The organism is Nocardia sp. NPDC050406 (assembly GCF_044459025.1).
Classification (GTDB): Bacteria; Actinomycetota; Actinomycetes; order Mycobacteriales; family Mycobacteriaceae; genus Nocardia.
This window is the reverse complement of sequence record NZ_JBITIM010000003.1, coordinates 856,907-878,372: the sequence shown is the minus strand read 5'-3', so window position 1 is coordinate 878,372 and position 21,466 is coordinate 856,907. Positions and strand designations below refer to the sequence as shown.

Sequence of the window (21,466 nt, the reverse complement as noted above, 5' to 3'; positions counted from 1 at the left end):
GCGACGTCACTGGCTGGGTTGAGAGACGAGGTATCGGCGCAGTGACCGCATTCCATGGATCATTCCTGCGGGTCAAGGACCACCAGGGGAACCAGCACGAGCTGATGCTGACCCCGGAGCAGCCCCGCGTCACCATCGGGCGCTCGCCCCAGGCGGACCTCTCCCTGTTCTGGGATGTCGAGGTGTCCCGGCTGCACGCGACGGTCGAGTTCCTGGTCGCGCACTGGACCATCGTGGACGACGGTCTCTCGCGCAACGGCACCTTCGTCAACGGCGAGCGACTGGACCGCCGCCACCGCCTGGCCCCCGGCGATGTCATTCGCATGGGCACCACGCGGGTCACCTTCCACGACTTCTCCGGCGCGTCCGGGGATATCACCCAGACCTCCACGGGCGCGACCATGCCCACCCTGCGCCAGCTCACCGAAACCCAACGAGCGGTGCTCATCGCGCTGTGCCGCCCGTACAAGAACAATGCCGGTTTCGCGACGCCCGCCTCGAATCAGCAGATCGCCGCCGAACTCTTCCTCAGCGTGGACGCCATCAAGACCCACCTGCGCGCGCTGTTCGCCAAATTCGGCGTGGAGGATCTGCCGCAGAACCAGAAGCGAGTTCGCCTGGCGGGCTTGGCCATGCAGAGCGGCGTCATCTCCGATCGAGACCTCTAGACCCCACGCGACAAGATCGAAATTGGCACTGGTGGACGATGGCTCATGTCTGCGAGTGTTTGAGCGATGGAGCCTCGGCCCCGCGGCCGGTTGACTGAGAGTCGTAATCGCCCCGGTTCACAAGGGGTCGAAATCCAGTCAGGAGAGTTCTCATGTTCGCGCTTCGGATGGCCGCTCTGGTGGCGGCGGCTCTGTCCACCGGCCTGATCGCGGGCTTGTTCTACGGTTACGCCAATTCGGTGATGCCCGCGCTCAACCGCGCCGACGACCGAACCATGATCGACGTGATGCAGAAGATCAACGTGGTCATCATCAATCCGGTCTTCATGATCGGGTTCATGGGCACGGTCGGATTCAGCATTCTGGCCGCGGCGCTGCATCTGGGCAAGGACGTCCGCGCCACGCTCGTCTGGATCGTGATCGGCCTGGTACTCAACGTGATCGCGTTCGGGGTGACCTCGGGTCTGAACGTTCCACTCAACGATCAGCTGATGGCGGCCGGTGATCCGGCGAGCATCGGCGATCTGGCGGCGGTGCGCGCGCAGTTCGAATCCTCGTGGGTGGCTTGGAATATCGTTCGCGCGGTGCTGCACACCCTGGCCTTCCTGGCGCTGCTGGGCGCGCTGTTCGTGGCCGGTCTCCAGCACGGCAAGGCGGAGGCGTCGGGTACCTACTCCATTGGCATATCCCGCCAAATGTCGTACTAGTAACAGGTTGTAATAGTTACCCATCGGTACGCCCCCGAACTGGAACGCGCTCCGGCTACATTGCCGGAACGCGTTCTAGTTTTTGGAGGGGAAATGCGAGGTGCCCTGCGGCGGCGCTCACCGGGATCACTGTTGATCCTGACCATCCTGGCGGCACTGTGGACCTCGGTGAGCGCACCGGCGCAGGCCCAGTACCCGGTGACCTACAACTTCTTCGCCGGAATCCCCTACGAGCTCACGAATCCGGGCGGCTCCCTGCCCGGCGCGAACGACTGGTCGTGCGAACCCACTGCGGCACACCCGAATCCGGTGATCCTGCTGCACGGCACCGCGGGCGGCGCGCAGACCAACTGGGGCGCCTACGCGCCGCTGCTCGCCAACGAGGGCTACTGCGTCTTCGCGCTCACCTACGGCAGTCTCGAAGTGCCGTGGCCCCTTTCGGCCATGGGCGGGATGAAGCCACTGCCCACCAGCGCCGCGCAGGTCGGCGCCTTCGTGGACCGGGTACTGGCCGCGACCGGCGCGGGCCGGGTGGACTTCATCGCGCACTCGCAGGGCAATGCCGTCGGCAATTACTACGTCAAGCGGCTCGGCGGCGCGGGCAAGGTCGACAAGTTCGTCGGTATCGCACCGCCGTGGCTGGGCATCTTCGGCGATCAGATGAACGTCATCCGCTCCTTCGGCCGCCAGCTCGGCGTGGACGCCGACAGCGTCGACAATCTGGCCGCCGGTGGCGTGATCTGCCAGGCGTGCCCGCAGATGCTCGGCGGCTCGGAGTTCGTGAACGACCTCAATGCCGACGGCGTCTACGCGCCCTCGGTGACCTACACCAATATCGCGACGACCTATGACGAAGGCGTCTTCCCGTCGGTGGCGTTGGTCCCGGCCCCCAATGCCACCAATATCCTGGTGCAGGACGGCTGTCCGACCGACTTCTCCGATCACATGGCGATCGCCGGAAGTTCCCGGACCGCCGCTTTCGCGCTGAACGCGCTCGATCCGACGCATCCTCGTAACGTCCCATGCGGTTTGATCCCGCCTCTCACGGGCAGTTAGTTCGTATGTTCGCTGTGGGCGTAGCCGGGGCGGAAACGTTCCCGGCTACAGCTCCGTTATGAGGGAATGAGTCGTACTGTCGCCGGTTCGCAATAGGGTGGACGGACGACGGGCGGAACCCCTGCCAACTAGAGTGGAGGCGGGGGATGCAACCCCAGGGCTTCATGGCAGGCTGGCCTTCAGTCGAACACTGAAGCGCCGGACGCCGTAGATAGCGGAGCAGGAGAGTGAGGGAGCGATGTTCGAGAGGTTCACCGACCGCGCGAGGCGTGTCGTTGTCCTGGCCCAAGAAGAGGCCCGGATGCTCAACCACAACTACATCGGCACCGAGCACATCCTGCTGGGTCTGATCCACGAGGGCGAGGGTGTCGCGGCGAAGTCGCTGGAGTCCCTTGGCATTTCGTTGGAGGGTGTGCGTTCGCAGGTCGAGGAGATCATCGGTCAGGGTCAGCAGGCCCCGTCCGGTCACATCCCCTTCACCCCGCGGGCGAAGAAGGTGCTGGAGCTGAGCCTGCGCGAGGCGCTGCAGCTCGGCCACAACTACATCGGCACCGAGCACATTCTGCTCGGCCTGATCCGTGAGGGTGAGGGTGTCGCGGCGCAGGTGCTGGTCAAGCTGGGCGCGGATCTGAACCGCGTGCGCCAGCAGGTGATCCAGCTGCTGTCCGGATACCAGGGCAAGGAGCCGGTCGAATCCGGCACCCGCGGTGAGGCGGGCACCCCGTCCACCTCGCTGGTGCTCGACCAGTTCGGTCGCAACCTGACCCAGGCCGCCCTCGAGGGCAAGCTGGACCCGGTCATCGGCCGCTCGAAGGAGATCGAGCGGGTCATGCAGGTGCTCAGCCGCCGTACCAAGAACAACCCGGTGCTGATCGGTGAGCCCGGCGTCGGCAAGACCGCCGTCGTGGAGGGCTTGGCGCAGGCCATCGTCAACGGCGAGGTGCCGGAGACGCTCAAGGACAAGCAGCTGTACACGCTCGACCTGGGTTCCCTGGTCGCGGGCAGCCGCTACCGCGGTGATTTCGAGGAGCGCCTGAAGAAGGTGCTCAAGGAGATCAACACCCGCGGCGACATCATCCTGTTCATCGACGAGCTGCACACCCTGGTGGGTGCGGGCGCGGCCGAGGGCGCCATCGACGCGGCCTCCATCCTCAAGCCCAAGCTGGCCCGCGGTGAACTCCAGACCATCGGCGCGACCACGCTCGACGAGTACCGCAAGTACATCGAGAAGGACGCCGCGCTGGAGCGCCGCTTCCAGCCGGTGCAGGTCGGTGAGCCGACCGTCGAGCACACCATCAACATCCTCAAGGGTCTGCGCGACCGCTACGAGGCGCACCACCGGGTCTCCATCACCGATGGCGCGCTGGTGGCCGCCGCCACCCTGGCCGATCGCTACATCAACGACCGGTTCCTGCCGGACAAGGCGATCGACCTCATCGACGAGGCCGGTGCGCGCATGCGCATCCGTCGCATGACCGCTCCGCCGGACCTGCGCGAATTCGACGACAAGATCGCCGATGCGCGCCGGGAGAAGGAAAGCGCCATCGACGCGCAGGACTTCGAGAAGGCCGCGCGGCTGCGCGACAAGGAGAAGCAGCTCGTCGCCAAGCGGGCCGAGCGCGAGAAGCAGTGGCGCTCCGGTGATCTGGATGTCGTGGCCGAGGTCGACGACGAGCAGATCGCCGAGGTGCTGGCCAACTGGACCGGTATCCCCGTCTTCAAGCTCACCGAGGAGGAGACCACCCGTCTGCTCCGCATGGAGGACGAGCTGCACAAGCGGATCATCGGCCAGGAGGATGCGGTCAAGGCCGTCTCCAAGGCCATCCGCCGCACCCGCGCCGGTCTGAAGGATCCGAAGCGTCCCTCGGGCTCGTTCATCTTCGCCGGTCCGTCCGGTGTCGGTAAGACCGAGCTGTCCAAGGCGCTGGCGAACTTCCTGTTCGGCGACGACGACGCGCTCATCCAGATCGATATGGGCGAGTTCCACGACCGCTTCACCGCGTCGCGGCTCTTCGGCGCCCCTCCGGGCTACGTCGGCTACGAAGAGGGCGGCCAGCTCACCGAGAAGGTGCGCCGCAAGCCGTTCTCGGTCGTGCTCTTCGACGAGATCGAGAAGGCCCACCAGGAGATCTACAACACCCTGTTGCAGGTCCTCGAGGACGGCCGCCTCACCGACGGTCAGGGTCGCACGGTCGACTTCAAGAACACCGTGCTGATCTTCACCTCGAACCTGGGCACCTCGGATATCTCGAAGGCGGTCGGCCTCGGCTTCTCGCAGTCGAATGCCGAGGGCTCGAACTACGAGCGGATGAAGCTCAAGGTCAACGACGAGCTGAAGAAGCACTTCCGCCCCGAGTTCCTCAACCGCATCGACGACGTGATCGTGTTCCACCAGCTCACCCAGGATCAGATCATCCAGATGGTGGACCTGATGATCGGCCGCGTCGCGGTGCAGCTGAAGAACAAGGATATGGCGATCGAGCTGACCGATCAGGCCAAGAGCCTGCTCGCCAAGCGCGGTTTCGACCCGGTGCTCGGCGCCCGCCCGCTGCGCCGCACCATCCAGCGCGAGATCGAGGACCAGCTGTCGGAGAAGATCCTCTTCGGCGAGCTGGGAGCCGGTCAGACCGTCATGGTGGACGTCGAGGGCTGGGACGGCGAAGGCCAGGGCGAGAACGCCAAGTTCACCTTCACCGGCAAGGCGAAGCTGACCAAGAAGGACGCCGAAGCGGATAAGCCGGTCGCCGCCCTCGCGGGCGACGCGGCCGCCGCCTCCGGCGAGTAAGGCTCGCTGCCTCGCGGCTGCGGTAAGGCTCGAAAGCCCCGCTCACCTATGGTGAGCGGGGCTTTCGCTGTGTCGAGGAGACCGCGTGGCGTGCGTGGCCCGGTGCCGGTGGGTACGACGCGCCGGAAAATCGCTGGCCTCGAACGGTGTGCGTGTTCGATCCTGGAACGGTTCGCCGACGAAAGGACCGTATGCTCACCGACGCTCAGATCGACTCGTTCATCGCCGAGGGATTCGTGAAGGTCGACGGTGCGTTCTCACCCGAGGTGGCCGCGGCCGCCCGGGAGATCCTGTGGCGCGAAACCGGTTGTGACCCGGATGATCCCAGTACCTGGACCGCGCCCGTGATCCGGCTCGGGGAACACGGCGAGGAACCGTTCCGGGAGGCCGTGACGGCCCCGGTCCTGCGGGAGGCCGCCGACCAGCTGGTGGGTCCGGGGCGCTGGCTGCCGCGAATCAGCCTGGGCACCTTCCCGATCCGCTTCCCCAGCCCGGAGAGCCCCGGCGACGACGGCTGGCATGTCGATGTCAGCTTCGCCGGTCCGGATGACGATCCCGCCGACTTCATGACCTGGCGGGTGAACCTGCGCTCCAAGGGCCGTGCGCTGCTGATGCTGTTCCTCTTCTCCGATATCGACGCCGAGGATGCCCCGACGCGCATCAGCGTGGGCTCGCACCTGCGGCTGGCCAAGCAGCTCGAACCCTACGGCGACGAGGGCATCTCGCTCGGCAAGCTCGATTTCGCCTCCGCCATCGACGGTCTGCCCCTGGCGCTGGCCACCGGGCGCGCCGGGGATGTGTACCTGTGCCATCCCTTCCTGGTGCACGCGGCGCAGCCTCATCACGGCCGCCACCCCCGCTTCCTGGCGCAGCCGCCGCTGCTGTCGCGTGAGCCCTACGACCTCGACCGCGAGGACGCGGCGTACTCGCCCGTGGAAGTCGCTATTCGGAAAGCGTTGGCGGACTGAGCGTTACCAGCGGTCGCGGGATCGTCAGGAGCGAATATCGGAGAGCGATCGCATCGGTTTGGTGACGAAACCCAGCGCGCCCAGCACCGCCAATGCGTGCCCGAGCATGACCGCGTAGTACCCGTCCAGCAGCACCGAATCCACCAGCCACCCGATGGCGGTCCCCGCCGCGAACCCGGCCCACGCGCCGACGAGCCCACCGGCGATCGACCGCGCCGCGGGCCCGTGCTGTAGCACCACTCCGGCGGTGATTCCGACGACCAGTCCGATCAGCGTGATCGTGAACCCGGGCACCAGCATCTGCGTCCTCCGTTTCGTGGCCTTTCTTCGCACCCTCGACCCTGCCGCATCGGCGCAGGTAGCGGTATCGGGATTCCCCCCGAATTCACACCCTGAGACCTCCGCCTGGAGGACTAGTGCGTCGTCAGCCGAAGTAACGAATGGCGGCCATACCGGAGTCGACGGCATGGTCCAGGAACCGTCGCCAGCTGTCGTAGTTTCGACGCAGGTAGTCCAGCTCGGCGGCGCTCCAGCCCCCGCCCGGATAGATCTGCTCCGCGTTCATACGGTCGGGGTCGAAGTGGCGGGCCAGCTCGTCGAAGGGGACGGCGCGCAGCTGTTCGGCGGCCTTCTGCAGGTAGTAGGGGCTCCAGGCCATCAGATGGGAGTCCACCGTCAGCCCGTCACCGTCGAGGCGCAGGTCGATTTCGATGCCCTCGTGTGCGTCGAAGAGGAATTGCAGTCCCGCCCAGGACTTTCCGAGCGATCCATCCGGCTCGGCCTCGTGGTCGGCCGCATAGTAGATCTCGTACACCGGTTCGTCGAGCTCATCGGTATCGTCCACGTCGCCGGACTCGTAGGCCTCCCACGCCTGCTCCGAAAGTTCGGTGGCGCGCGTCAACTCCTCGTCCGTCACCAGCACGAACGAAATGGTGACACCCATTGCTATTACTCCTGTTTCGGCTCGATAGTGCCGCGATGGTAACAACGGGCTCCGACAGCCGCCGCTATTGCCAGCCGGGACGGACCATGCCGGATTCGTAGGCCATGACGACCAGTTGGGTACGGTCACGGGCGTTGAGCTTCAACAGGATTCGGCTCACGTGCGTGCGGGCGGTCGCCGGGCTCAGGAAGAGGCGCTCGGCTATTTCGGCATTGGTCAGGCCCTCTGCGACGAGGGACATGACCTCGCGCTCGCGGTCGGTGAGCTCCGAAAGCGCCGCTGTGGGAGCGGGTTTGGTGTGTGCGGCGAATTCCTCGACGAGACGGCGGGTCACGCTGGGGGAGAGCAGGGCGTCGCCGCCCGCCACGACCTCGACGGCTTTCACCAGATCGGCCGGTTCGGTGTGCTTCACCAGAAATCCGGTGGCACCGGCGCGCATGGCCTCGAAAACGTATTCGTCGAGTTCGAAGGTGGTCAGCACCACCACTTTCACGCCCGCGAGCTTCGGGTCCGCCGCGATCTCCCGGGTGGCCGCCAGCCCGTCGAGCACCGGCATGCGGATATCCATCAGCACCACGTCGGGCAGCAGTTCGCGGGCCAGCAGCACCGCCTGTTCGCCGTTCTCGGCCTGTCCGACCACGTCGATATCGTCCTGCGCGTCGAGCAGCGCCACGAATCCGGCCCGGACCAACGCCTGATCGTCGGCGATCACGACTCGAATGCTCACGAGACCTCCTGTGCGCGGTGCGATTGCGACTGTACGGCGGGCACGGGCATGCGGGCATCCACGTGGAAGCCGCCGTCTGAGTCGGGTCCGGCGAAGAGCTCACCGCCGAGCGCGTGGGCGCGTTCGGTCATTCCGGCCAGGCCGTGACCGCCGGTGGATGTCACCGCCGGTGTCCCGGTCGGGCGGGTGTTGTCGATGGTCACGTGCAGCTGTTCGCGCGCATAGTGCACGGTGACGAGCACTTCCGCGCCGGGGGCGTGTCGCACCACATTGGTGAGTGACTCCTGGATGATCCGCGCCGCCGCCACGTCGACCACGGCGGGCAGCCGCCTCGGTTTCCCGATCACATTGGTGCGCACCGCGATTCCGGCCGCCCGAGCCGGTTCGGTGAGTCCCCCGAGGTCGGCTATCCCCACCGTCGGCGCGGTCGGCACGGCCACCTCGCCCGCACCGGCGCGAATGGAGCGCAGCAGCGCGTGCACCTCGCCGAGCGCGTCCTTGCTCGCGGACTTGATGGCCGACAGGGCCAGCGCCGCCTGCTCCGGCTGGCGGTCCAGCAGCTCCAGGGCCACCGAGGACTGCACATTGATGAGCGAAAGGCTGTGTGCGAGAACATCGTGCAGCTCCCGGGCGATGGCGAGCCGCTCCGCACCGGCGCGCTGTTCGCGTTCGGCCGCCTCGCGCGCCCGCTGTTCCTGTTCCTGGCGCAGCGCGGCCTCGGCCCGCTGCTGGCGCGCCACCAGCACCGACCGGCGTTGCCGCAGCGCCTCGGCCAGGCACACCAGCACCGTGAGCCAGGCCAGCAGGCCGACCTGCTGCCACACATTGCCGGTGTAGCCGCGCCATTCGGGCACCGGCCACACCATGAGCAGATAGCCGACGGCCACGAAAGGGTAGGAGTACCAGCGTGATCCGGTGACGCCCGCCGACAGGAAGGCGAAGATCAGGGCCAGGAACACCGGCCCGTATCCGTATCCGATCATCAGGTACGCGACGCACAGGCTCAGCACCGCGTAGTACACCGGCAGCGGATAGCGGCGTCGCAGCGGCAGCAACAGCGGCCCGGCCAGCAGCAGCGCGTAGCCGAGTGGATCGAGGGCCCGCATCGCCTCACCGTGCGCGTTCGCCGCATGCCCGCCGCCCACCTGCACGACGGCCAGCACCAGCGCGAGCAGCACATTCCACCGGCTGGCGAGTTCCGGTCGCGTCCAGCGCGCCCACGCGGCGGCCAGCGGCGACACCTCGGCCGCCACGTCCGGTGTCGGCGATCCGTTGCCCACCACTGTCGAACCCACTCTTGAACGGTAGCCCGATACGCACTGCCCACGCCGGTGCTCGGCCCGAAATACGTCTGGATACGTACGCCGTCTCACGCGCCGCGGCCGATGTGTCACCCCAGGTCGCACGCGGATTCTTGGAGCCATGAACGATTCGGTACTCGACAGCGGCACCGGCGACCCCGTCGTCACCGAGCGGCTGACCAAACGCTACGGTCCGCACACCGCCGTGGACGCCGTCAGCATGACCGTGCGCCGCGGCGAGATCTACGGCTTCCTCGGCCCGAACGGCGCGGGCAAGACCACCACCCTGCGCATGCTGGTGGGCCTCATCCGCCCCACCGACGGCACCGCGACCGTCCTCGGCCGCCGCCCCGGTGCGCCGGAAACCCTGCGCCGCATGGGTGTTCTCATCGAGGGCCCGGGCTTCTACCCGTACCTGTCCGGCCGCGACAATCTGCGGGTCCTGGCCCGCTACCGGGGAGTCGGTCGCGACGGTGTGGCGGAGGCGCTCGACCGCGTCGGCCTGGCCGCTCGGGGCGGCGACAGGTTCCGCACCTACTCCCTCGGCATGAAGCAGCGGCTCGGCGTCGCCGCCGCCCTGCTCGGCCGACCCGACATGTTGATTCTCGACGAGCCCACCAATGGACTCGATCCGGCCGGAATGGCCGAGATGCGCGAGCTCATCACCGGACTCGCCGCCGACGGGCACACCGTGGTGCTGTCGTCTCACCTGCTCAGCGAGGTGCAGGAGATGTGCGACCGCGTCGGCGTCATATCGCGGGGGAAACTCCTCACCGAGTCCACGGTGCGTGAATTGCGCGGCGCGGCAAGTCTTTTCGTACGAGCCGAGCCCTTGGAGACGGCCTTCCCGGCGGTGCGCCGGGTGGTGGGTGACCGGTCCGCGTTGCTGACCGCCACCGGCATCAGAGTCGATGCCGGTGTGGCGAAGGCGCCCGCGGTAGCGCGCGCGGTCATCGAATCCGGAGCGGATCTGCTCGAGCTGCGCACCGATGAGAAGTCCCTGGAAGAAGTCTTTTTCGAGATGACGGAGCAAACGTCGTGAATGCCCTGATGGCAAGTACCCGTGCCGAATTCCTGCGGCTGCGCAAGTGGCCCGCCTACTGGATAGTGCTCGGCGTGTGGATTCTGTTGAACCTCACCTTCGCCTACCTGTTCAACTATCTGGCGTACACCACCGGCGAGGCCAGCGGTCCGTCGCGCGAACGGCCGCGCGAAGCGCTCCTGCAACAGATGCTTCCGGCCGCCGTGCCCGAAGTCTTCACGCAGGGCATGGCCATGTTCGGCGGCGCGCTCATGCTGGTGCTGGGCGCGCTGGCGGTCGGCAGCGGTTACGGCTGGGGCAGCTGGAAAACCGTGATGACACAGGGGCCTTCGCGCACCGCGGCCCTCGGCGGCCTGATCCTGAGTCTGGCGGTGACGGTGGTGGCGCTGGTCTGCGCGGCCTTCGTGGTGGATACCGGGGTGGCCGTGCTCATCGCCGCCTCGCAATCGCAGTCGCTGGCGCTGCCCTCGCTCGGCAAGATCGCGATCGGCATTCTGGCCGGTTCGGCGATTCTGGGCATGTGGACGCTGGCGGGCGCGCTGATCGGCGCGATCGCGCGCGGTCCGGCGCTGGCGGTCGGCCTCGGCCTGGTCTGGGTGCTGGTGGTGGAGAACCTGCTGCGCGGTGTCGCCGCCGTCTTCGATCCGATCGAGCCGGTGACCGACTATCTGCCCGGCACCGCGGCCGGATCGCTCGCAGGCTCCATGCGCACCGACGACGGCCCGGCGACGCCCGGGGTCCTGGATATCCTCGGCCGCAACGAATCCCTGATCGTCCTGGCGGCCTACACGCTGGCCTTCGCGATCGGCACGATCTGGCTCATCCGCCGCCGCGACCTGGTCTAGGTCGATCTCTCACCCGCGTGGCGCACCCAGTACGGCGTGCGCCACGCGGGTGAGTCCGTCGATGATCTGGGCGTTGGTCAGCCCGCGTGACCGCTGGTTCAGGTAGACCTCCGCCGCCACGGGGGCGAGCAGCGGCTCGATGAGCGAATCCGGTTCCGGGACAGCGGCTTCCACGAGCAACGTTCGAATGTGGGTGCGCCAGAAGCCGTATGCGCCGGTCTCGAAACGGGCGCTGCCGGTCTCCGCGCCGAGGACGAGATTCGCGTGCCGCTCCAGCAGGCCGACGAAGGCGGCGTAGAAGGCGGCGAGCCGGGCGGCGGGCGGTGCGCCCGGACCGAGGGGTGGCGCACCGCGCAGCAGCTGTTCCTGGAGTGCGCGCTCGTGTTCGTCGAGCAGCGCCACGGCGATGGAGACGACATCGGGGTAGCGGCGGTAGAGCGTGCCCCGGCCGACCCCGGCGGCCTTGGCGATGTCGTCCATGGTCACCGTGCGCGGGTCGCGCTCGGCGAACAGCTCGGCGGCCGCCGCCAGGATCTTGGCCCGATTACGGGCCGCGTCGGCGCGTTCGACCGGTGCCGGGCCGTCCGCACCGAGCAGATCGCGGGCCAGTGGATTCATAGCGCTCACCGTAGCCTTTCGGAATAAGTGGACACAATGTCCGGTTCGTGGTTATCGTAAGGAAGAACCGGACACAATGTCCACTTGCGAAGGTAGGAATCATGCCCGCTCTGCTGCACCTCGACGCCAGCGCCCGCCGCGCCTCCCTCAGCCGTGAACTCGCCGCCGCCTTCGCGGACGCGTGGCGCGCCGAACATCCGGACGGCGACTACCGGTACCGCGACCTCGCCGAGCAGCCGGTGCCCTTCATCGACGAAGCCTGGACCGAGCTCTGCGACCGCGTACTCGCCCAGGGCGCAACCGATCTCGATCGGCTCGCGGAGCTGGCGCGCACCCCCGCCCAGCGCGCGGCATGGGCGATCGTCGAACCGCTGCTCGCCGAGGTGCGCGCCGCCGAGGTGGTTCTCATCGGCGCTCCGATGTACAACTACTCGATCCCGGCCAGCCTCAAAGCCTGGCTGGACCAGATCACCTTCCCGCGAATGTCGTTGGTCCCCAAGCGCTTCGTGGTCGCCACCGCTCGCGGCGGGTCCTATTCGCCCGGCGCCCCCAAGGCGAAGTTCGACTACCAGGAGCGGTTCCTGCGCGACTTCTTCGCGGGCCACTTCGCCGTCGAGGACACCGTTTTCATCACCGCCGAACTGGCCAACGCGCGCCAGGATCCGGCGCTCGCGCACCGGCGCGATCAGCACGACGCCTCCTACGCCGCCGCGCTCGAGACCGCCCGCCGACTCGGCAAGGAGTACTGAAATGGCTTGGCTCGTCCTGGGTTTGGCCGGACTCGTGGAGATCGCCTGGTCCCAGAGCATCAAACCCACCCAGAACTTCACCCGTCCGCTGGCCACCGTGATCTGCCTGGTGCTCATGGCCGTGGCGGTGTGGCTGCTCTCCTACGCCATGCAGACGCTGCCGGTGGGCACCGCCTACGCCGTCTTCACCGGTATCGGCGCGGTCGGGGCCATCGCGCTCGGTGTGGTGGTGCAGAAGGATCCGCTGAGCGCGGGCCGCATCATGGCATTGTCGCTGATAGTCGGCGGCATCGTGCTTGCCAAGGTGACCACGCCGGAGTGAGCCGCCGCGTGCGGCTCTGACCGGACCGCACTATTCGCTCACTCGAACGGAGTAGGTTCGATCCTCGTAAGACTTCGAATCCTGAAAGGACAGTGATGCCAACACGTACCGCGCGTACCGCCTGGACCGGCGGTCTGCAGGACGGCTCGGGCCAGGTCGAGCTGAGCAGCTCCGGCGTCGGCAAGTACGACGTCTCGTTCCCGAAGCGCTCGGCCGACAATGCCGACGGCACCACCAGCCCGGAAGAGCTGATCGCCGCCGCGCACTCCTCCTGCTACGCCATGGCGCTCTCCAACGAGGTCGCCCAGGCGGGCGGCACCCCGCAGTCCCTGGATGTCACCGCCGACGTGACGCTGGGCCCGGACCCGGCGGGCGGCTTCCGCATCTCGAACATCAAGCTCACGGTGATCGGCCGGGCCACCGGTCTGGACGCCGACGGCTTCCTGGCCGCCGCGAACGCCGCCAAGGCGGGCTGCCCGGTGAGCAAGGCCCTCGCCGGGGTCGACAATATCGAGCTGGACGCCTCGTTCGAATCCTGAGCGCGGCGGGTGCCGAATACGACGGAGGGGCAGTGCCGGTGGTGGCACTGCCCCTCTTCCCGTCTCCGCGCGTATTACGCGGCGGCCGTTTCGATCCGCGGCGACCTGCGTCCCGCGAATTCGGTGAGCGCCGCGAAGGCCAGGCCCAGCCCCAGCCACAGCGTGGTGGTGACGGTCAGCGAACTGACCCGGAACTGCCACAGCAGGCTCGCCGGGAAATCGGACTTCACCTCGTCGATTCCGGGCAGCGCGACGTAGCCCACGGCCACCACCGCCGCGAAGGTCGCGATACCGGCGATCAGGCGTACCGTTTCGAGCTGACCCCGCGACAGCTTGTACACGTACACCGCGAGGCCGACGGCCGCGAATCCGAGCAGCACCACCGCGACCCACAACCAGGTGCGGTCGGCAATGGTCTCCGGGTCGCCCACCGCGGGCGGATTGGCCGGATATTTGAAGAACGGCACCGCGGTGATGGCGAGCCAGCCGCCCGCGGCCAGGCCGAGCGCCAGCTTCGGCCCCGACAGATTCGTATGCCGCCGCGCCACATTCGCGGCCGCGGCGTACAGCGCGCCCAGCGCCAGCCCGGTCAGGCCGAGCGCGAGGAATTCACCGAACTTCTGGCCGGATCGGCTGACGAGAGGTTCTTCCTCCTCGCCGTGCGAATGGCCGCCCTGGGCCGCCTCCTCGATGGCGATGGCCGCTTCGATCTTCGGTTCGCCGATGACGAATCCGACGGTGCCCGCCAGCAGGCCCGCGAGGAGACCGGCCAGCAGGCCGCGCAGGAGCAGCGTCTTGAGCGAACCGCTCAGCTTCTCGGGGGAACCGCTCAGTGGCACGGCACGCCCAGCAGGTGTCGACCGTCGTGCATCAGCTCGTGCATGTACATCCCGCTGCGCGAGATGGCGCCCTGATCGAAGCCGACCAGGTACAGGGTGAGCAGTGCCAGCAGTACGACTCCTGCCGTGACGAGCCACGCGTTGAGCGCGTCGCCGGAACGGCTGGGGGAGTGGACGATTGCCATCGAGTCCTCCTTGGGGAATTCGCGTCCCCGTGAGTTGGGTGCGACGGTGCCGGTGTCTGGCTCTCCGGCACCTTCCCGACTCGGGCTCGGTGCGAGGAATACAGTGGCGCGACCGCCCCGGACTCACACCGGGTTACCGCGTCACCATCGCTTGTTCATTCAAAACTGTCGCATCCCCGCTGGCCAACCGTCAACATGGGGTGTGATCAGGCGTTCTTGGCCGCGACGTCGAGCACGACCTCGAACTCCAGCAGCGATGCGCCGGTGGCGACCGGCTTGCGCGCCTCGCCCGCGTGCGCGGCCCGCGCCGGACCGTCCCGCCAGGCTTCGAAAGAGGCTTCCGAATCCCACTGCGTCACAACGAAGTACCGGTTCTCACCGGCGGTCGGACGGAGCAGCTGGAAACCCAGGAAGCCCGGGGAGTTCTCCACGGCGTGCGCCCGCGCGGCGAAGCGCTTCTCCAGCTCGGGGCCCGCACCCTCGGGAATTTCGATTGCGTTGATCTTCACGACTGCCATGGCCCGAAGGCTACCTGCCGACTGGGCGGTATCGGCTGTGTGACTTCGCACTAGGGTCGGGATGGTGTTGTACGACGAAGGTGGCGGTGGCGCACCGATTCTGCTGCTGCACGGGTTGATGGGCAGCGCTCGGACGTGGCGGCGGCAGCTGGAGTGGCTGCGCGGGTACGGGCATGTGTACACCTTCGACGCGGCGGGGCATGGGCGGCCCGCGCCCGACGAGTTGACGACCGAGGCGTTCATCGCCGATCTGGCCGTGGCGACCGCGCCGATCGTCGAACCCATGGTGGTGATCGGACATTCGATGGGCGGGCTGCACGGGTGGGTGTTCGCGGCGACATATCCGGAACGGGTGCGGGCGCTGGTGGTGGAGGACATCGCCCCCGACTTTCGCGGCCGCACCGCCGCGGACTGGGCGGCCATGATTTCGGCTTGGCCGCAGCCTTTTTCGGACGACACCGCCATGCTGGAGTTCTTCGGCCCGGTCGCCGGTCGCTATTTCATGGACTCGTTCGTCCACGGCCCCGACGGCTATCGCCTGCACGGCTCGGTGGAGACCTTCCGCGATATCTCCGAGGAGTGGGGCGGTCGCGACTTCTGGTCCGAATGGCGCTCGATCCGGGTCCCCGCCCTGCTCCTCGAGGGCGAGCACACCATCACCCCGCCGGGCCAGATGCGGGAGATGGCCGAGGTGCACCCCGACGCCCGGCACGTCGTCGTCCCCGATGCCGGTCATCTCGTGCACGACGATCAGCCCGCCGCCTACCGCGATGAGGTCGAGCGCTTCCTGACCCGCGTCCTTCGGCACTGAACCATTGCGTCCGCCCTTCTGCGGGCGGGTGCCTTCAGTCTCCTCGGCGGCTCGTCGTATGCTCGCCACACAGGCATCCCAGACTGAATGGTGACCAACGATGATCGACTTCGCGATTCCCGCCGAACTCGCCGCCGAACGTGACCGGGTACGGCAGTTCGTCATCGACAAGATCGTGCCGTTCGAGCGCGATCCGCGGCTGACCGCGCACGGCCCGACCGATGAACTGCGGCAGGAGCTGGTCGAGCTGGCCCGGGCCGAGAAGCTGCTGACCGTGCAGGCCCCGGTGGAACTCGGTGGGCGCGGGCTGACGCACATCGAGCAGGCGGTGATCTTCGAGGCGGCCGGTTGGTCCACCCTCGGTCCGGTGGCCATGAACTGCGCCGCCCCCGACGAGGGCAATATGCTCCTGCTCTCCAAGGTCGCCAATCAGGAACAGACCGAGCGCTACCTCCAGCCGGTCGTCGACGGCCACCAGCGCTCGGTCTTCGCCATGACCGAACCCAATGGCGCGGGCTCGGACCCGAACCAGCTGGCCACCGAGGCCACTTTCGACGGCGAGAACTTCACCATCAACGGCGTCAAGTGGCTGATCACCGGCGCCGACGGCGCGAAGACCTGGATCATCATGGCGCGCTTGGCCGCCAACCCGCACCTGCCCGACGGGCCGACGCTGTTCCTCACCGACGGCGACAATCCGGGCATCGTCATCGAGCGGGTCATGAACACCATGGACCGCAATTACGTCGGCGGCCACGCGGTGGTGCGCTTCGACAATCTGGTGCTGCCCAAGGACGCCGTGCTCGGCGAGACCGGACAGGCGCTGCGCTACGCCCAGCTGCGCCTGGCCCCCGCCCGTCTCACGCACTGCATGCGCTGGCTGGGCGCGGCCGAGCGCGCGCAGTCCATCGCCATCGACTACGCCAAGACCCGCACCGCCTTCGGCAAGCCCATCGGCGAACACCAGGGCGTGTCGTTCATGTTGGCGGACAACGAGATCGCGCTGCACCAGTGCCGCCTCACCATCTGGCACGCCTGCTGGCTCATGGACCAAGGCGAGAAGGCGCGCCACGAATCCTCGATCGCCAAGTCCTATGTCTCCGAGGAACTGTTCAAGGTCGCCGACCGCTGCGTGCAGGTGCTCGGCGGCATCGGCATCAGCGACGAGACCGTCGTCGAAATGATCTTCCGCGATATGCGCGCCTTCCGCCTCTACGACGGCCCCACCGAGGTGCACAAGTACGCCATCGGCCGCAAGATCCTGCGCCCCTGATCGCCGCACCGGCACGTTGCCGCGCCGCGCGAAGCCCCAGCCGAAGCGCCGCAACCTCACCCCGCCCGGAGCGCAGCGGAGGGCAAATCCAACACAGTAGGATCGCGCCATGAGTTCGGACTTGCACGTCGATGTCTCCGGTGGGGTCGCCGTTCTCACGCTGAATCGTCCGGCGCAGCAGAACGCGTTGACTCCGGCGATGGCGGCGGAACTCGGTGCGGCGCTACGTCGCTGCGATACCGAGGATGCCATCGGGGCCGTGGTCATCACGGGTACGCCGCCCGCGTTCTGCGCCGGAGCCGATCTCGCCGCCAAGGGGGAGGTCAATGGTTTCATCGATCCCGCGCCGTTCCGGATTCGCAAACCCGTTGTCGCGGCGGTCAATGGGCATGCCGTCGGCATCGGGCTCGAGCTCGCCCTGCAATGCGATCTGCGGTACTTCGCCCGCGACGCCGTCTACGGCCTGAATCAGGTGCGCCGCGGCGCGATCGCCGACGGCTACGCGCACTGGACCCTGCCGCGCCTCATCGGCCTGGCCAACGCCGCCGACCTGCTGCTCACCGGCCGCACCTTCGACGGCGAGGAGGCGGCGGCCATCGGTCTGGCCAACAACAGCCTGCCCGGCGGCGAGGTGCTGCCGACCGCGCTCGCGGTGGCCCACGACATCGCCAACGGCTCGGCCCCGCTGCCGGTCGCGCTCTCCAAGCGCCTGCTCTGGGAGGGCCTCGGCATGACCCCCGAGACGGTGGGTCGCCTGGAGTCCGATCTCAACGGCTATGTCGGCAAGAGCGCCGACGGCGGTGAGGGTATGCAGGCGCTGCGCGATCGCCGTCAGCCCGTCTGGTCCGGCAGCGTCAGCACCGAATGGCCCGCCTGGGACACCGGCGACCAGCTCGCCGACCGGGATCAGGCGCGACTGGACTGACGCGCCCTCAGGCGCGGCCGCCGATCAGCATCATGAGGAACAGGAACGCCACGAAGATCATCAGGATCGTCCCGATGACGCCGAGGATGTAGCCCACGACCACCTGGATGCGGCCACCGTACGCGCCCCCGGACGCCTCGATATCCGACAGCGCCCGCCGCCCCAGCGCCCAGGCCACCGGACCCAGTGCGCCACAGCAGAACACACTCAGCGTCCCCAGCAACAGCACTGTCGTCGCATGCGGATGCTCGACCGGCGAACCGATGGGCTGATGCTCTATGGCCACCGGCTGATTTTACGGTCGCGAGGGCCCGAACCGCTGCCTTACGCGTGCCTTCGGGCGTGCCGCGCCCCCGCGGCACTTCCGATCGACTGCGAAATGCCTTGTCGCGCAGCGAATTCGCGTCAGCGACGGCGCTGGCGGGCGATATCGGCGAGCACGACGCCCGCGGCCACGGAGGCATTGAGTGATTCGACCGGTCCCGCCATCGGAATGGAGAGCACCGCGTCGCAGTTCTCCCGCACCAGTCGAGACAGCCCCTTGCCCTCGGAGCCGACCACGATCACCGTCGGTGCGGTGCCGTCGAATTCGTCGAGGGTGGTGTCGCCGCCCGCGTCCAGGCCCACGATCTGATAACCCTGGGTGGCCCAATCCTTCAGTGTGCGAGTGAGATTGGTGGCGCGCGCGACCGGCAGCCGGGCGGCCGCACCGGCACTGGTGCGCCAGGCGACCGCGGTGACGCTGGCGCTGCGCCGCTGCGGAATGACCACGCCCTGGCCGCCGAAGGCCGCCACCGAGCGAATGACCGCACCCAGATTGCGCGGGTCGGTGATGTTGTCCAGGGCCACCAGCAGCGCCGGTTCCCCGGAGCCGTTCACGCGGTCGACGAGGTCGTCCGGATGCGCGTAGCGGTAGGGCGGCACCTGCAGGGCCATGCCCTGGTGCAGGCCATTGCTGCTCATGCGGTCCAGATCGGTGCGCGGCAGCTCCAGAATGGAGATTCCGGCGTCGGCGGCCAGCTGCACCGATTCGGTGAGCCGGTCGTCGGCCTCGGTGCCGACCGCTACGTACAGCGCGGTGGCGGGCACCCCGGCCCGCAGGCACTCGACCACGGGATTGCGGCCCAGCACCAGTTCCGGCCCGTCGTCGCTCTTGCCGCGCGGGGCGCGACCGCGGCCCTGCGCCTCCTTCGCCTTGGCCTTCGCCGCCGCGGCGGCGGCGCGCTTGGCCGCGGGGTGCTTGGTGCGCAGCTCGGCGGGCGGGGTCGCGCCGCGCCCCTCCAGCCCGCGCCGCCGCTTGCCGCCGGACCCGACCACCGCGCCCTTCTTGGAGCCCGACTTGCGGACCGCGCCGCGCCGCTGCGAATTGCCTGCCATCACATAGCCTTCCGTGTCATGCGGAAACTCCGCGCCCGATCGTCGTTGTCGACCGCATCGGCGCGGTCCGCCTGTCCCCGGCTGTCGTATGCGAACCCGCACCGGGTCATCGTCGTCGGGTACGTCCGTACCCGATTGTCGTGGGCGGTTCGCGACCGCCCCTCGTCGGTTCGGTGAGCGGTTGCTAGCTCACCGGTCACCGCGTTTCCTTGGCGAGCGACCACTCCGGGCCCTCGGGCGTATCGGTGACCTCCACGCCCGCGGCCTTGAGTCGATCGCGCACCGCATCCGCGGTGGCCCAGTCCTTGGTGGTCCGCGCTTCCTGGCGCCGCTGGAGTTCCGCGCCGATGAGCACGTCGAGGGCGTCGATGGCGGCCGAGGAGTCGGCCGGGGCGGCCCAGTGCGGGTCGAGCGGGTCCACGCCGAGAATGCCGAGCATGGCCCGTACCGCCGCGGCATGGGTGCGCGCGGCGTCGAGGTCTCCGGCGTCGAGCGCCTTGTTGCCGTCGTGCACCGCGCCGTGCACCGCGGCCAGCGCCTTGGGCACGCCCAGGTCGTCGTCCAGCGCTTCGGCGAAAGCCGGTGTCCAGGAACCGATCTCGACCGCACCGGCGCGCTCGACCACGCGCCGCACGAACGCCTCGACGCGCTGGTAGGAGGCGGCCGCGTCGGCGAGTGCCTGATCGGAGTACTCCAGCATGGATCGGTAGTGCGCGCTGCCGAGGTAGTAGCGCAGCTCCACCGCCCGCACCCGGGTGAGCACATTCGGCACCGACAGCACATTGCCCAGGGATTTGGACATCTTCTCGCCGCCGAGGGTCACCCAGCCGTTGTGCAGCCAGTAGCGCGCGAAACCGTCCCCGGCCGCCCGCGACTGCGCGATCTCGTTCTCGTGGTGCGGGAAGACCAGATCCATTCCGCCGCAATGGATATCGAATTCCGGACCGAGATAGAACTCGGCCATGGCGGAGCATTCCAGATGCCAGCCCGGTCGCCCCGGACCCCACGGCGAGGGCCAGCTCGGCTCGCCCGGCTTGGCGGCCTTCCACAGCGTGAAGTCGCGCTGATCCTTCTTGCCCTCGCCGACGCCCGCGTTCTCGCCCTGGTGCACATCGTCGAGCCGGTGGCCCGACAGCTTCCCGTAGTCCGGGAAGCTCAGCACGTCGAAGTACACATTGCCCTGCGACGGGTAGGCGTGGCCGCGCTCGATGAGCCGCTCCATCATCGCCACCATCTGGGTGATGTGCCCGGTGGCGCGCGGCTCGGCCGAGGGCGGCAGCACACCGAGCGATTCGTAGGCGCGGTCGAAGGCCCGCTCGTGCGTGGCGGCCCACTCCCACCACGGTCGCCCGTGGTCGGCGGCCTTGTTCAGGATCTTGTCGTCGATATCGGTGACATTGCGAATGAACAGCACATCGGAACCGTTGGCGGCCAACCACCTTCGCAACACGTCGAAGGCGACGCCGCTGCGCACATGGCCGATATGGGGTTCACCCTGCACGGTCGCGCCACACAGGTACACCGAGGCCTGGCCGGGGACCAACGGCGTGAAGTCACGCAGGGTCCGCGTCTCGGTGTCGAAAAGGCGCAGAGTCACGACAAGGCATCCTAGCTTGTGGTTTGTTGCGTATTACGGGCGGAGGAGGTATCGCGTTCGATATCAGCCGCGACAACAGAGCAGGGCATTGGCGACCGCCGCCACGCCCTCGCCACGCCCGGTGAGCCCGAGGCCGTCGGTGGTGGTGCCGGAGACCGACACCGGCGCGCCGAGCAGCTCGCCCAGCACCTGCTGCGCCTCGGCGCGGCGCGGCCCGATCTTGGGTCGATTGCCGATCACCTGCACGGCGGCGTTCACGATCGTGTAGCCCGCCTCGTCCAGCAGCCGCCGGACCTCTTTCAGCATGGCCGCCCCGGTGACGCCCTGCCACTCCGGGCGACCGACGCCGAAGACCGCGCCCACATCGCCGAGTCCGGCGGCCGAGAGCAGTGCGTCGCAGAGGGCGTGCGCGGCCACATCGCCGTCGGAGTGTCCGGCGCAGCCGCTGTCACCGTCGAACAGCAGTCCGGCCATCCAGCAGGGTCGGCCGGGTTCGATCGGGTGCACATCGGAGCCGATGCCCACCCGCAGCGCGGTCGGATCGATCATGGTGTGCGCACCGCCCGGGTCGCGGAATCGCGTCGCTCGCCCGGCGCGTCGCTCACGGCACGCGGGGTGTCAAGACCGCTTGCCGCGTCAAGGGGGCTGACGGATGCGTCAAGGGGACTGGT

The 21,466-nt window shown here is 68.1% G+C and carries 25 protein-coding genes and 1 riboswitch; of the genes, 13 read left to right on the top strand and 12 right to left on the bottom strand.

Annotated features, from left to right (window positions below):
• Positions 1-41 precede the first annotated feature (41 nt).
• The 5 genes from ACIBH2_RS27440 to ACIBH2_RS27420 all read left to right on the top strand — a co-directional run bounded on the left by ACIBH2_RS27440 (position 42) and on the right by ACIBH2_RS27420 (position 6,184).
• On the top strand, positions 42-668 hold the full coding sequence (locus ACIBH2_RS27440; RefSeq protein ID WP_397122491.1) for an FHA domain-containing protein: 627 nt from the start codon (positions 42-44) through the stop codon (positions 666-668).
• A 152-nt stretch (positions 669-820) separates the two neighbouring features.
• Positions 821-1,375, top strand: a complete 555-nt coding sequence (locus ACIBH2_RS27435) for a DUF1772 domain-containing protein (protein WP_397122489.1) — start codon at positions 821-823, stop codon at positions 1,373-1,375.
• Positions 1,376-1,468: 93 nt separating this feature from the next.
• Positions 1,469-2,431 (top strand): esterase/lipase family protein, encoded by a 963-nt coding sequence (locus ACIBH2_RS27430; RefSeq protein ID WP_397122487.1) that lies wholly within the window; start codon positions 1,469-1,471, stop codon positions 2,429-2,431.
• Between the two features lie 238 nt (positions 2,432-2,669).
• On the top strand, positions 2,670-5,216 hold the full coding sequence (locus ACIBH2_RS27425; RefSeq protein ID WP_397122485.1) for an ATP-dependent Clp protease ATP-binding subunit: 2,547 nt from the start codon (positions 2,670-2,672) through the stop codon (positions 5,214-5,216).
• A gap of 191 nt (positions 5,217-5,407) precedes the next feature.
• Positions 5,408-6,184 (top strand): phytanoyl-CoA dioxygenase family protein, encoded by a 777-nt coding sequence (locus ACIBH2_RS27420; RefSeq protein ID WP_397122483.1) that lies wholly within the window; start codon positions 5,408-5,410, stop codon positions 6,182-6,184.
• Positions 6,185-6,208: 24 nt separating this feature from the next.
• On the opposite strand, the gene ACIBH2_RS27415 is transcribed toward ACIBH2_RS27420, so the two are convergent.
• The 4 genes from ACIBH2_RS27415 to ACIBH2_RS27400 form a co-directional block, all read right to left on the bottom strand.
• Positions 6,209-6,484 (bottom strand): hypothetical protein, encoded by a 276-nt coding sequence (locus ACIBH2_RS27415; RefSeq protein ID WP_397122481.1) that lies wholly within the window; start codon positions 6,482-6,484, stop codon positions 6,209-6,211.
• Positions 6,485-6,608: 124 nt separating this feature from the next.
• Positions 6,609-7,127: a DUF1877 family protein gene (locus tag ACIBH2_RS27410; protein WP_397122479.1), complete on the bottom strand. Its 519-nt coding sequence runs from the start codon at positions 7,125-7,127 to the stop codon at positions 6,609-6,611.
• Between the two features lie 64 nt (positions 7,128-7,191).
• Positions 7,192-7,854 carry a response regulator gene (locus tag ACIBH2_RS27405; RefSeq protein WP_397122477.1) on the bottom strand — a complete coding sequence of 221 codons (663 nt, stop codon included), beginning with the start codon at positions 7,852-7,854 and terminating at the stop codon, positions 7,192-7,194.
• On the bottom strand, positions 7,851-9,149 hold the full coding sequence (locus tag ACIBH2_RS27400; RefSeq protein ID WP_397122475.1) for a sensor histidine kinase: 1,299 nt from the start codon (positions 9,147-9,149) through the stop codon (positions 7,851-7,853). The genes ACIBH2_RS27405 and ACIBH2_RS27400 overlap by 4 nt, the downstream gene beginning before the upstream one ends.
• Positions 9,150-9,276: 127 nt before the next feature.
• Between ACIBH2_RS27400 and ACIBH2_RS27395 the strand changes: the two genes are divergently transcribed.
• Together ACIBH2_RS27395 and ACIBH2_RS27390 are read left to right on the top strand one after the other, a co-directional pair.
• Positions 9,277-10,197, top strand: coding sequence for an ABC transporter ATP-binding protein (locus tag ACIBH2_RS27395; protein WP_397122473.1), 921 nt, complete (start codon positions 9,277-9,279; stop codon positions 10,195-10,197).
• 8 nt (positions 10,198-10,205) lie between these two features.
• Positions 10,206-11,042 (top strand): ABC transporter permease, encoded by an 837-nt coding sequence (locus ACIBH2_RS27390; RefSeq protein ID WP_397122471.1) that lies wholly within the window; start codon positions 10,206-10,208, stop codon positions 11,040-11,042.
• Between the two features lie 9 nt (positions 11,043-11,051).
• Here ACIBH2_RS27390 and ACIBH2_RS27385 read toward each other — a convergent pair whose 3' ends face one another.
• On the bottom strand, positions 11,052-11,660 hold the full coding sequence (locus tag ACIBH2_RS27385) for a TetR/AcrR family transcriptional regulator (protein WP_397122469.1): 609 nt from the start codon (positions 11,658-11,660) through the stop codon (positions 11,052-11,054).
• Between the two features lie 101 nt (positions 11,661-11,761).
• Here ACIBH2_RS27385 and ACIBH2_RS27380 point away from each other — a divergent pair, with 101 nt between their 5' ends.
• From ACIBH2_RS27380 to ACIBH2_RS27370, 3 genes are all read left to right on the top strand, one after another.
• The gene (locus ACIBH2_RS27380) at positions 11,762-12,409 is read left to right on the top strand and encodes an FMN-dependent NADH-azoreductase (protein ID WP_397122467.1); all 648 of its coding nucleotides are present in this window, start codon (positions 11,762-11,764) and stop codon (positions 12,407-12,409) included.
• Position 12,410: 1 nt separating this feature from the next.
• Complete coding sequence (locus tag ACIBH2_RS27375) at positions 12,411-12,731, top strand: DMT family transporter (protein WP_397122465.1); 321 nt, start codon at positions 12,411-12,413, stop codon at positions 12,729-12,731.
• 95 nt (positions 12,732-12,826) lie between these two features.
• Positions 12,827-13,270 (top strand): OsmC family peroxiredoxin, encoded by a 444-nt coding sequence (locus ACIBH2_RS27370; RefSeq protein WP_397122463.1) that lies wholly within the window; start codon positions 12,827-12,829, stop codon positions 13,268-13,270.
• Positions 13,271-13,344: 74 nt separating this feature from the next.
• Here ACIBH2_RS27370 and ACIBH2_RS27365 read toward each other — a convergent pair whose 3' ends face one another.
• From ACIBH2_RS27365 to ACIBH2_RS27355, 3 genes are all read right to left on the bottom strand, one after another.
• Entirely contained in the window at positions 13,345-14,109 is a 765-nt protein-coding gene (locus tag ACIBH2_RS27365; protein ID WP_397122461.1) for a CbtA family protein, read from the bottom strand.
• Positions 14,100-14,294 (bottom strand): CbtB-domain containing protein, encoded by a 195-nt coding sequence (locus ACIBH2_RS27360; RefSeq protein WP_397122459.1) that lies wholly within the window; start codon positions 14,292-14,294, stop codon positions 14,100-14,102. The genes ACIBH2_RS27365 and ACIBH2_RS27360 overlap by 10 nt, the downstream gene beginning before the upstream one ends.
• Positions 14,295-14,321: 27 nt before the next feature.
• Positions 14,322-14,501, bottom strand: a riboswitch (cobalamin riboswitch).
• Positions 14,501-14,812 (bottom strand): antibiotic biosynthesis monooxygenase family protein, encoded by a 312-nt coding sequence (locus ACIBH2_RS27355; RefSeq protein WP_397122457.1) that lies wholly within the window; start codon positions 14,810-14,812, stop codon positions 14,501-14,503. It overlaps the preceding riboswitch by 1 nt.
• 64 nt (positions 14,813-14,876) lie before the next feature.
• Between ACIBH2_RS27355 and ACIBH2_RS27350 the strand changes: the two genes are divergently transcribed.
• The 3 genes from ACIBH2_RS27350 to ACIBH2_RS27340 all read left to right on the top strand — a co-directional run bounded on the left by ACIBH2_RS27350 (position 14,877) and on the right by ACIBH2_RS27340 (position 17,821).
• Positions 14,877-15,623: an alpha/beta fold hydrolase gene (locus ACIBH2_RS27350; RefSeq protein WP_397122455.1), complete on the top strand. Its 747-nt coding sequence runs from the start codon at positions 14,877-14,879 to the stop codon at positions 15,621-15,623.
• A 100-nt stretch (positions 15,624-15,723) separates the two neighbouring features.
• A complete protein-coding gene (locus ACIBH2_RS27345) occupies positions 15,724-16,896 on the top strand; it encodes an acyl-CoA dehydrogenase family protein (protein WP_397122453.1) in 1,173 nt (390 codons plus the stop codon).
• A 109-nt stretch (positions 16,897-17,005) separates the two neighbouring features.
• Positions 17,006-17,821: an enoyl-CoA hydratase/isomerase family protein gene (locus tag ACIBH2_RS27340; RefSeq protein WP_397122451.1), complete on the top strand. Its 816-nt coding sequence runs from the start codon at positions 17,006-17,008 to the stop codon at positions 17,819-17,821.
• A 7-nt stretch (positions 17,822-17,828) separates the two neighbouring features.
• Here ACIBH2_RS27340 and ACIBH2_RS27335 read toward each other — a convergent pair whose 3' ends face one another.
• From ACIBH2_RS27335 to ispF, 4 genes are all read right to left on the bottom strand, one after another.
• Positions 17,829-18,107 carry a DUF4190 domain-containing protein gene (locus ACIBH2_RS27335; protein ID WP_397122449.1) on the bottom strand — a complete coding sequence of 93 codons (279 nt, stop codon included), beginning with the start codon at positions 18,105-18,107 and terminating at the stop codon, positions 17,829-17,831.
• A 119-nt stretch (positions 18,108-18,226) separates the two neighbouring features.
• Positions 18,227-19,198, bottom strand: coding sequence for a 23S rRNA (guanosine(2251)-2'-O)-methyltransferase RlmB (gene rlmB / locus ACIBH2_RS27330; RefSeq protein WP_397122447.1), 972 nt, complete (start codon positions 19,196-19,198; stop codon positions 18,227-18,229).
• A gap of 196 nt (positions 19,199-19,394) precedes the next feature.
• Complete coding sequence (gene cysS, locus ACIBH2_RS27325) at positions 19,395-20,795, bottom strand: cysteine--tRNA ligase (protein WP_397122445.1); 1,401 nt, start codon at positions 20,793-20,795, stop codon at positions 19,395-19,397.
• 63 nt (positions 20,796-20,858) lie between these two features.
• The gene (gene ispF, locus ACIBH2_RS27320) at positions 20,859-21,326 is read right to left on the bottom strand and encodes a 2-C-methyl-D-erythritol 2,4-cyclodiphosphate synthase (RefSeq protein ID WP_397123047.1); all 468 of its coding nucleotides are present in this window, start codon (positions 21,324-21,326) and stop codon (positions 20,859-20,861) included.
• Between the last annotated feature and the right edge of the window lie 140 nt (positions 21,327-21,466).

Coding starts and splice junctions, on each gene's coding strand:
- ACIBH2_RS27435 (WP_397122489.1), top strand. CDS start 821: ATGTTCGCGCTTCGGATGGCCGCTCTGGTGGCGGCGGCTCTGTCCACC.
- ACIBH2_RS27430 (WP_397122487.1), top strand. CDS start 1,469: ATGCGAGGTGCCCTGCGGCGGCGCTCACCGGGATCACTGTTGATCCTG.
- ACIBH2_RS27425 (WP_397122485.1), top strand. CDS start 2,670: ATGTTCGAGAGGTTCACCGACCGCGCGAGGCGTGTCGTTGTCCTGGCC.
- ACIBH2_RS27420 (WP_397122483.1), top strand. CDS start 5,408: ATGCTCACCGACGCTCAGATCGACTCGTTCATCGCCGAGGGATTCGTG.
- ACIBH2_RS27415 (WP_397122481.1), bottom strand. CDS start 6,484: ATGCTGGTGCCCGGGTTCACGATCACGCTGATCGGACTGGTCGTCGGA.
- ACIBH2_RS27410 (WP_397122479.1), bottom strand. CDS start 7,127: ATGGGTGTCACCATTTCGTTCGTGCTGGTGACGGACGAGGAGTTGACG.
- ACIBH2_RS27395 (WP_397122473.1), top strand. CDS start 9,277: ATGAACGATTCGGTACTCGACAGCGGCACCGGCGACCCCGTCGTCACC.
- ACIBH2_RS27390 (WP_397122471.1), top strand. CDS start 10,206: ATGGCAAGTACCCGTGCCGAATTCCTGCGGCTGCGCAAGTGGCCCGCC.
- ACIBH2_RS27385 (WP_397122469.1), bottom strand. CDS start 11,660: ATGAATCCACTGGCCCGCGATCTGCTCGGTGCGGACGGCCCGGCACCG.
- ACIBH2_RS27380 (WP_397122467.1), top strand. CDS start 11,762: ATGCCCGCTCTGCTGCACCTCGACGCCAGCGCCCGCCGCGCCTCCCTC.
- ACIBH2_RS27375 (WP_397122465.1), top strand. CDS start 12,411: ATGGCTTGGCTCGTCCTGGGTTTGGCCGGACTCGTGGAGATCGCCTGG.
- ACIBH2_RS27370 (WP_397122463.1), top strand. CDS start 12,827: ATGCCAACACGTACCGCGCGTACCGCCTGGACCGGCGGTCTGCAGGAC.
- ACIBH2_RS27360 (WP_397122459.1), bottom strand. CDS start 14,294: ATGGCAATCGTCCACTCCCCCAGCCGTTCCGGCGACGCGCTCAACGCG.
- ACIBH2_RS27355 (WP_397122457.1), bottom strand. CDS start 14,812: ATGGCAGTCGTGAAGATCAACGCAATCGAAATTCCCGAGGGTGCGGGC.
- ACIBH2_RS27345 (WP_397122453.1), top strand. CDS start 15,724: ATGATCGACTTCGCGATTCCCGCCGAACTCGCCGCCGAACGTGACCGG.
- ACIBH2_RS27340 (WP_397122451.1), top strand. CDS start 17,006: ATGAGTTCGGACTTGCACGTCGATGTCTCCGGTGGGGTCGCCGTTCTC.
- rlmB (WP_397122447.1), bottom strand. CDS start 19,198: ATGGCAGGCAATTCGCAGCGGCGCGGCGCGGTCCGCAAGTCGGGCTCC.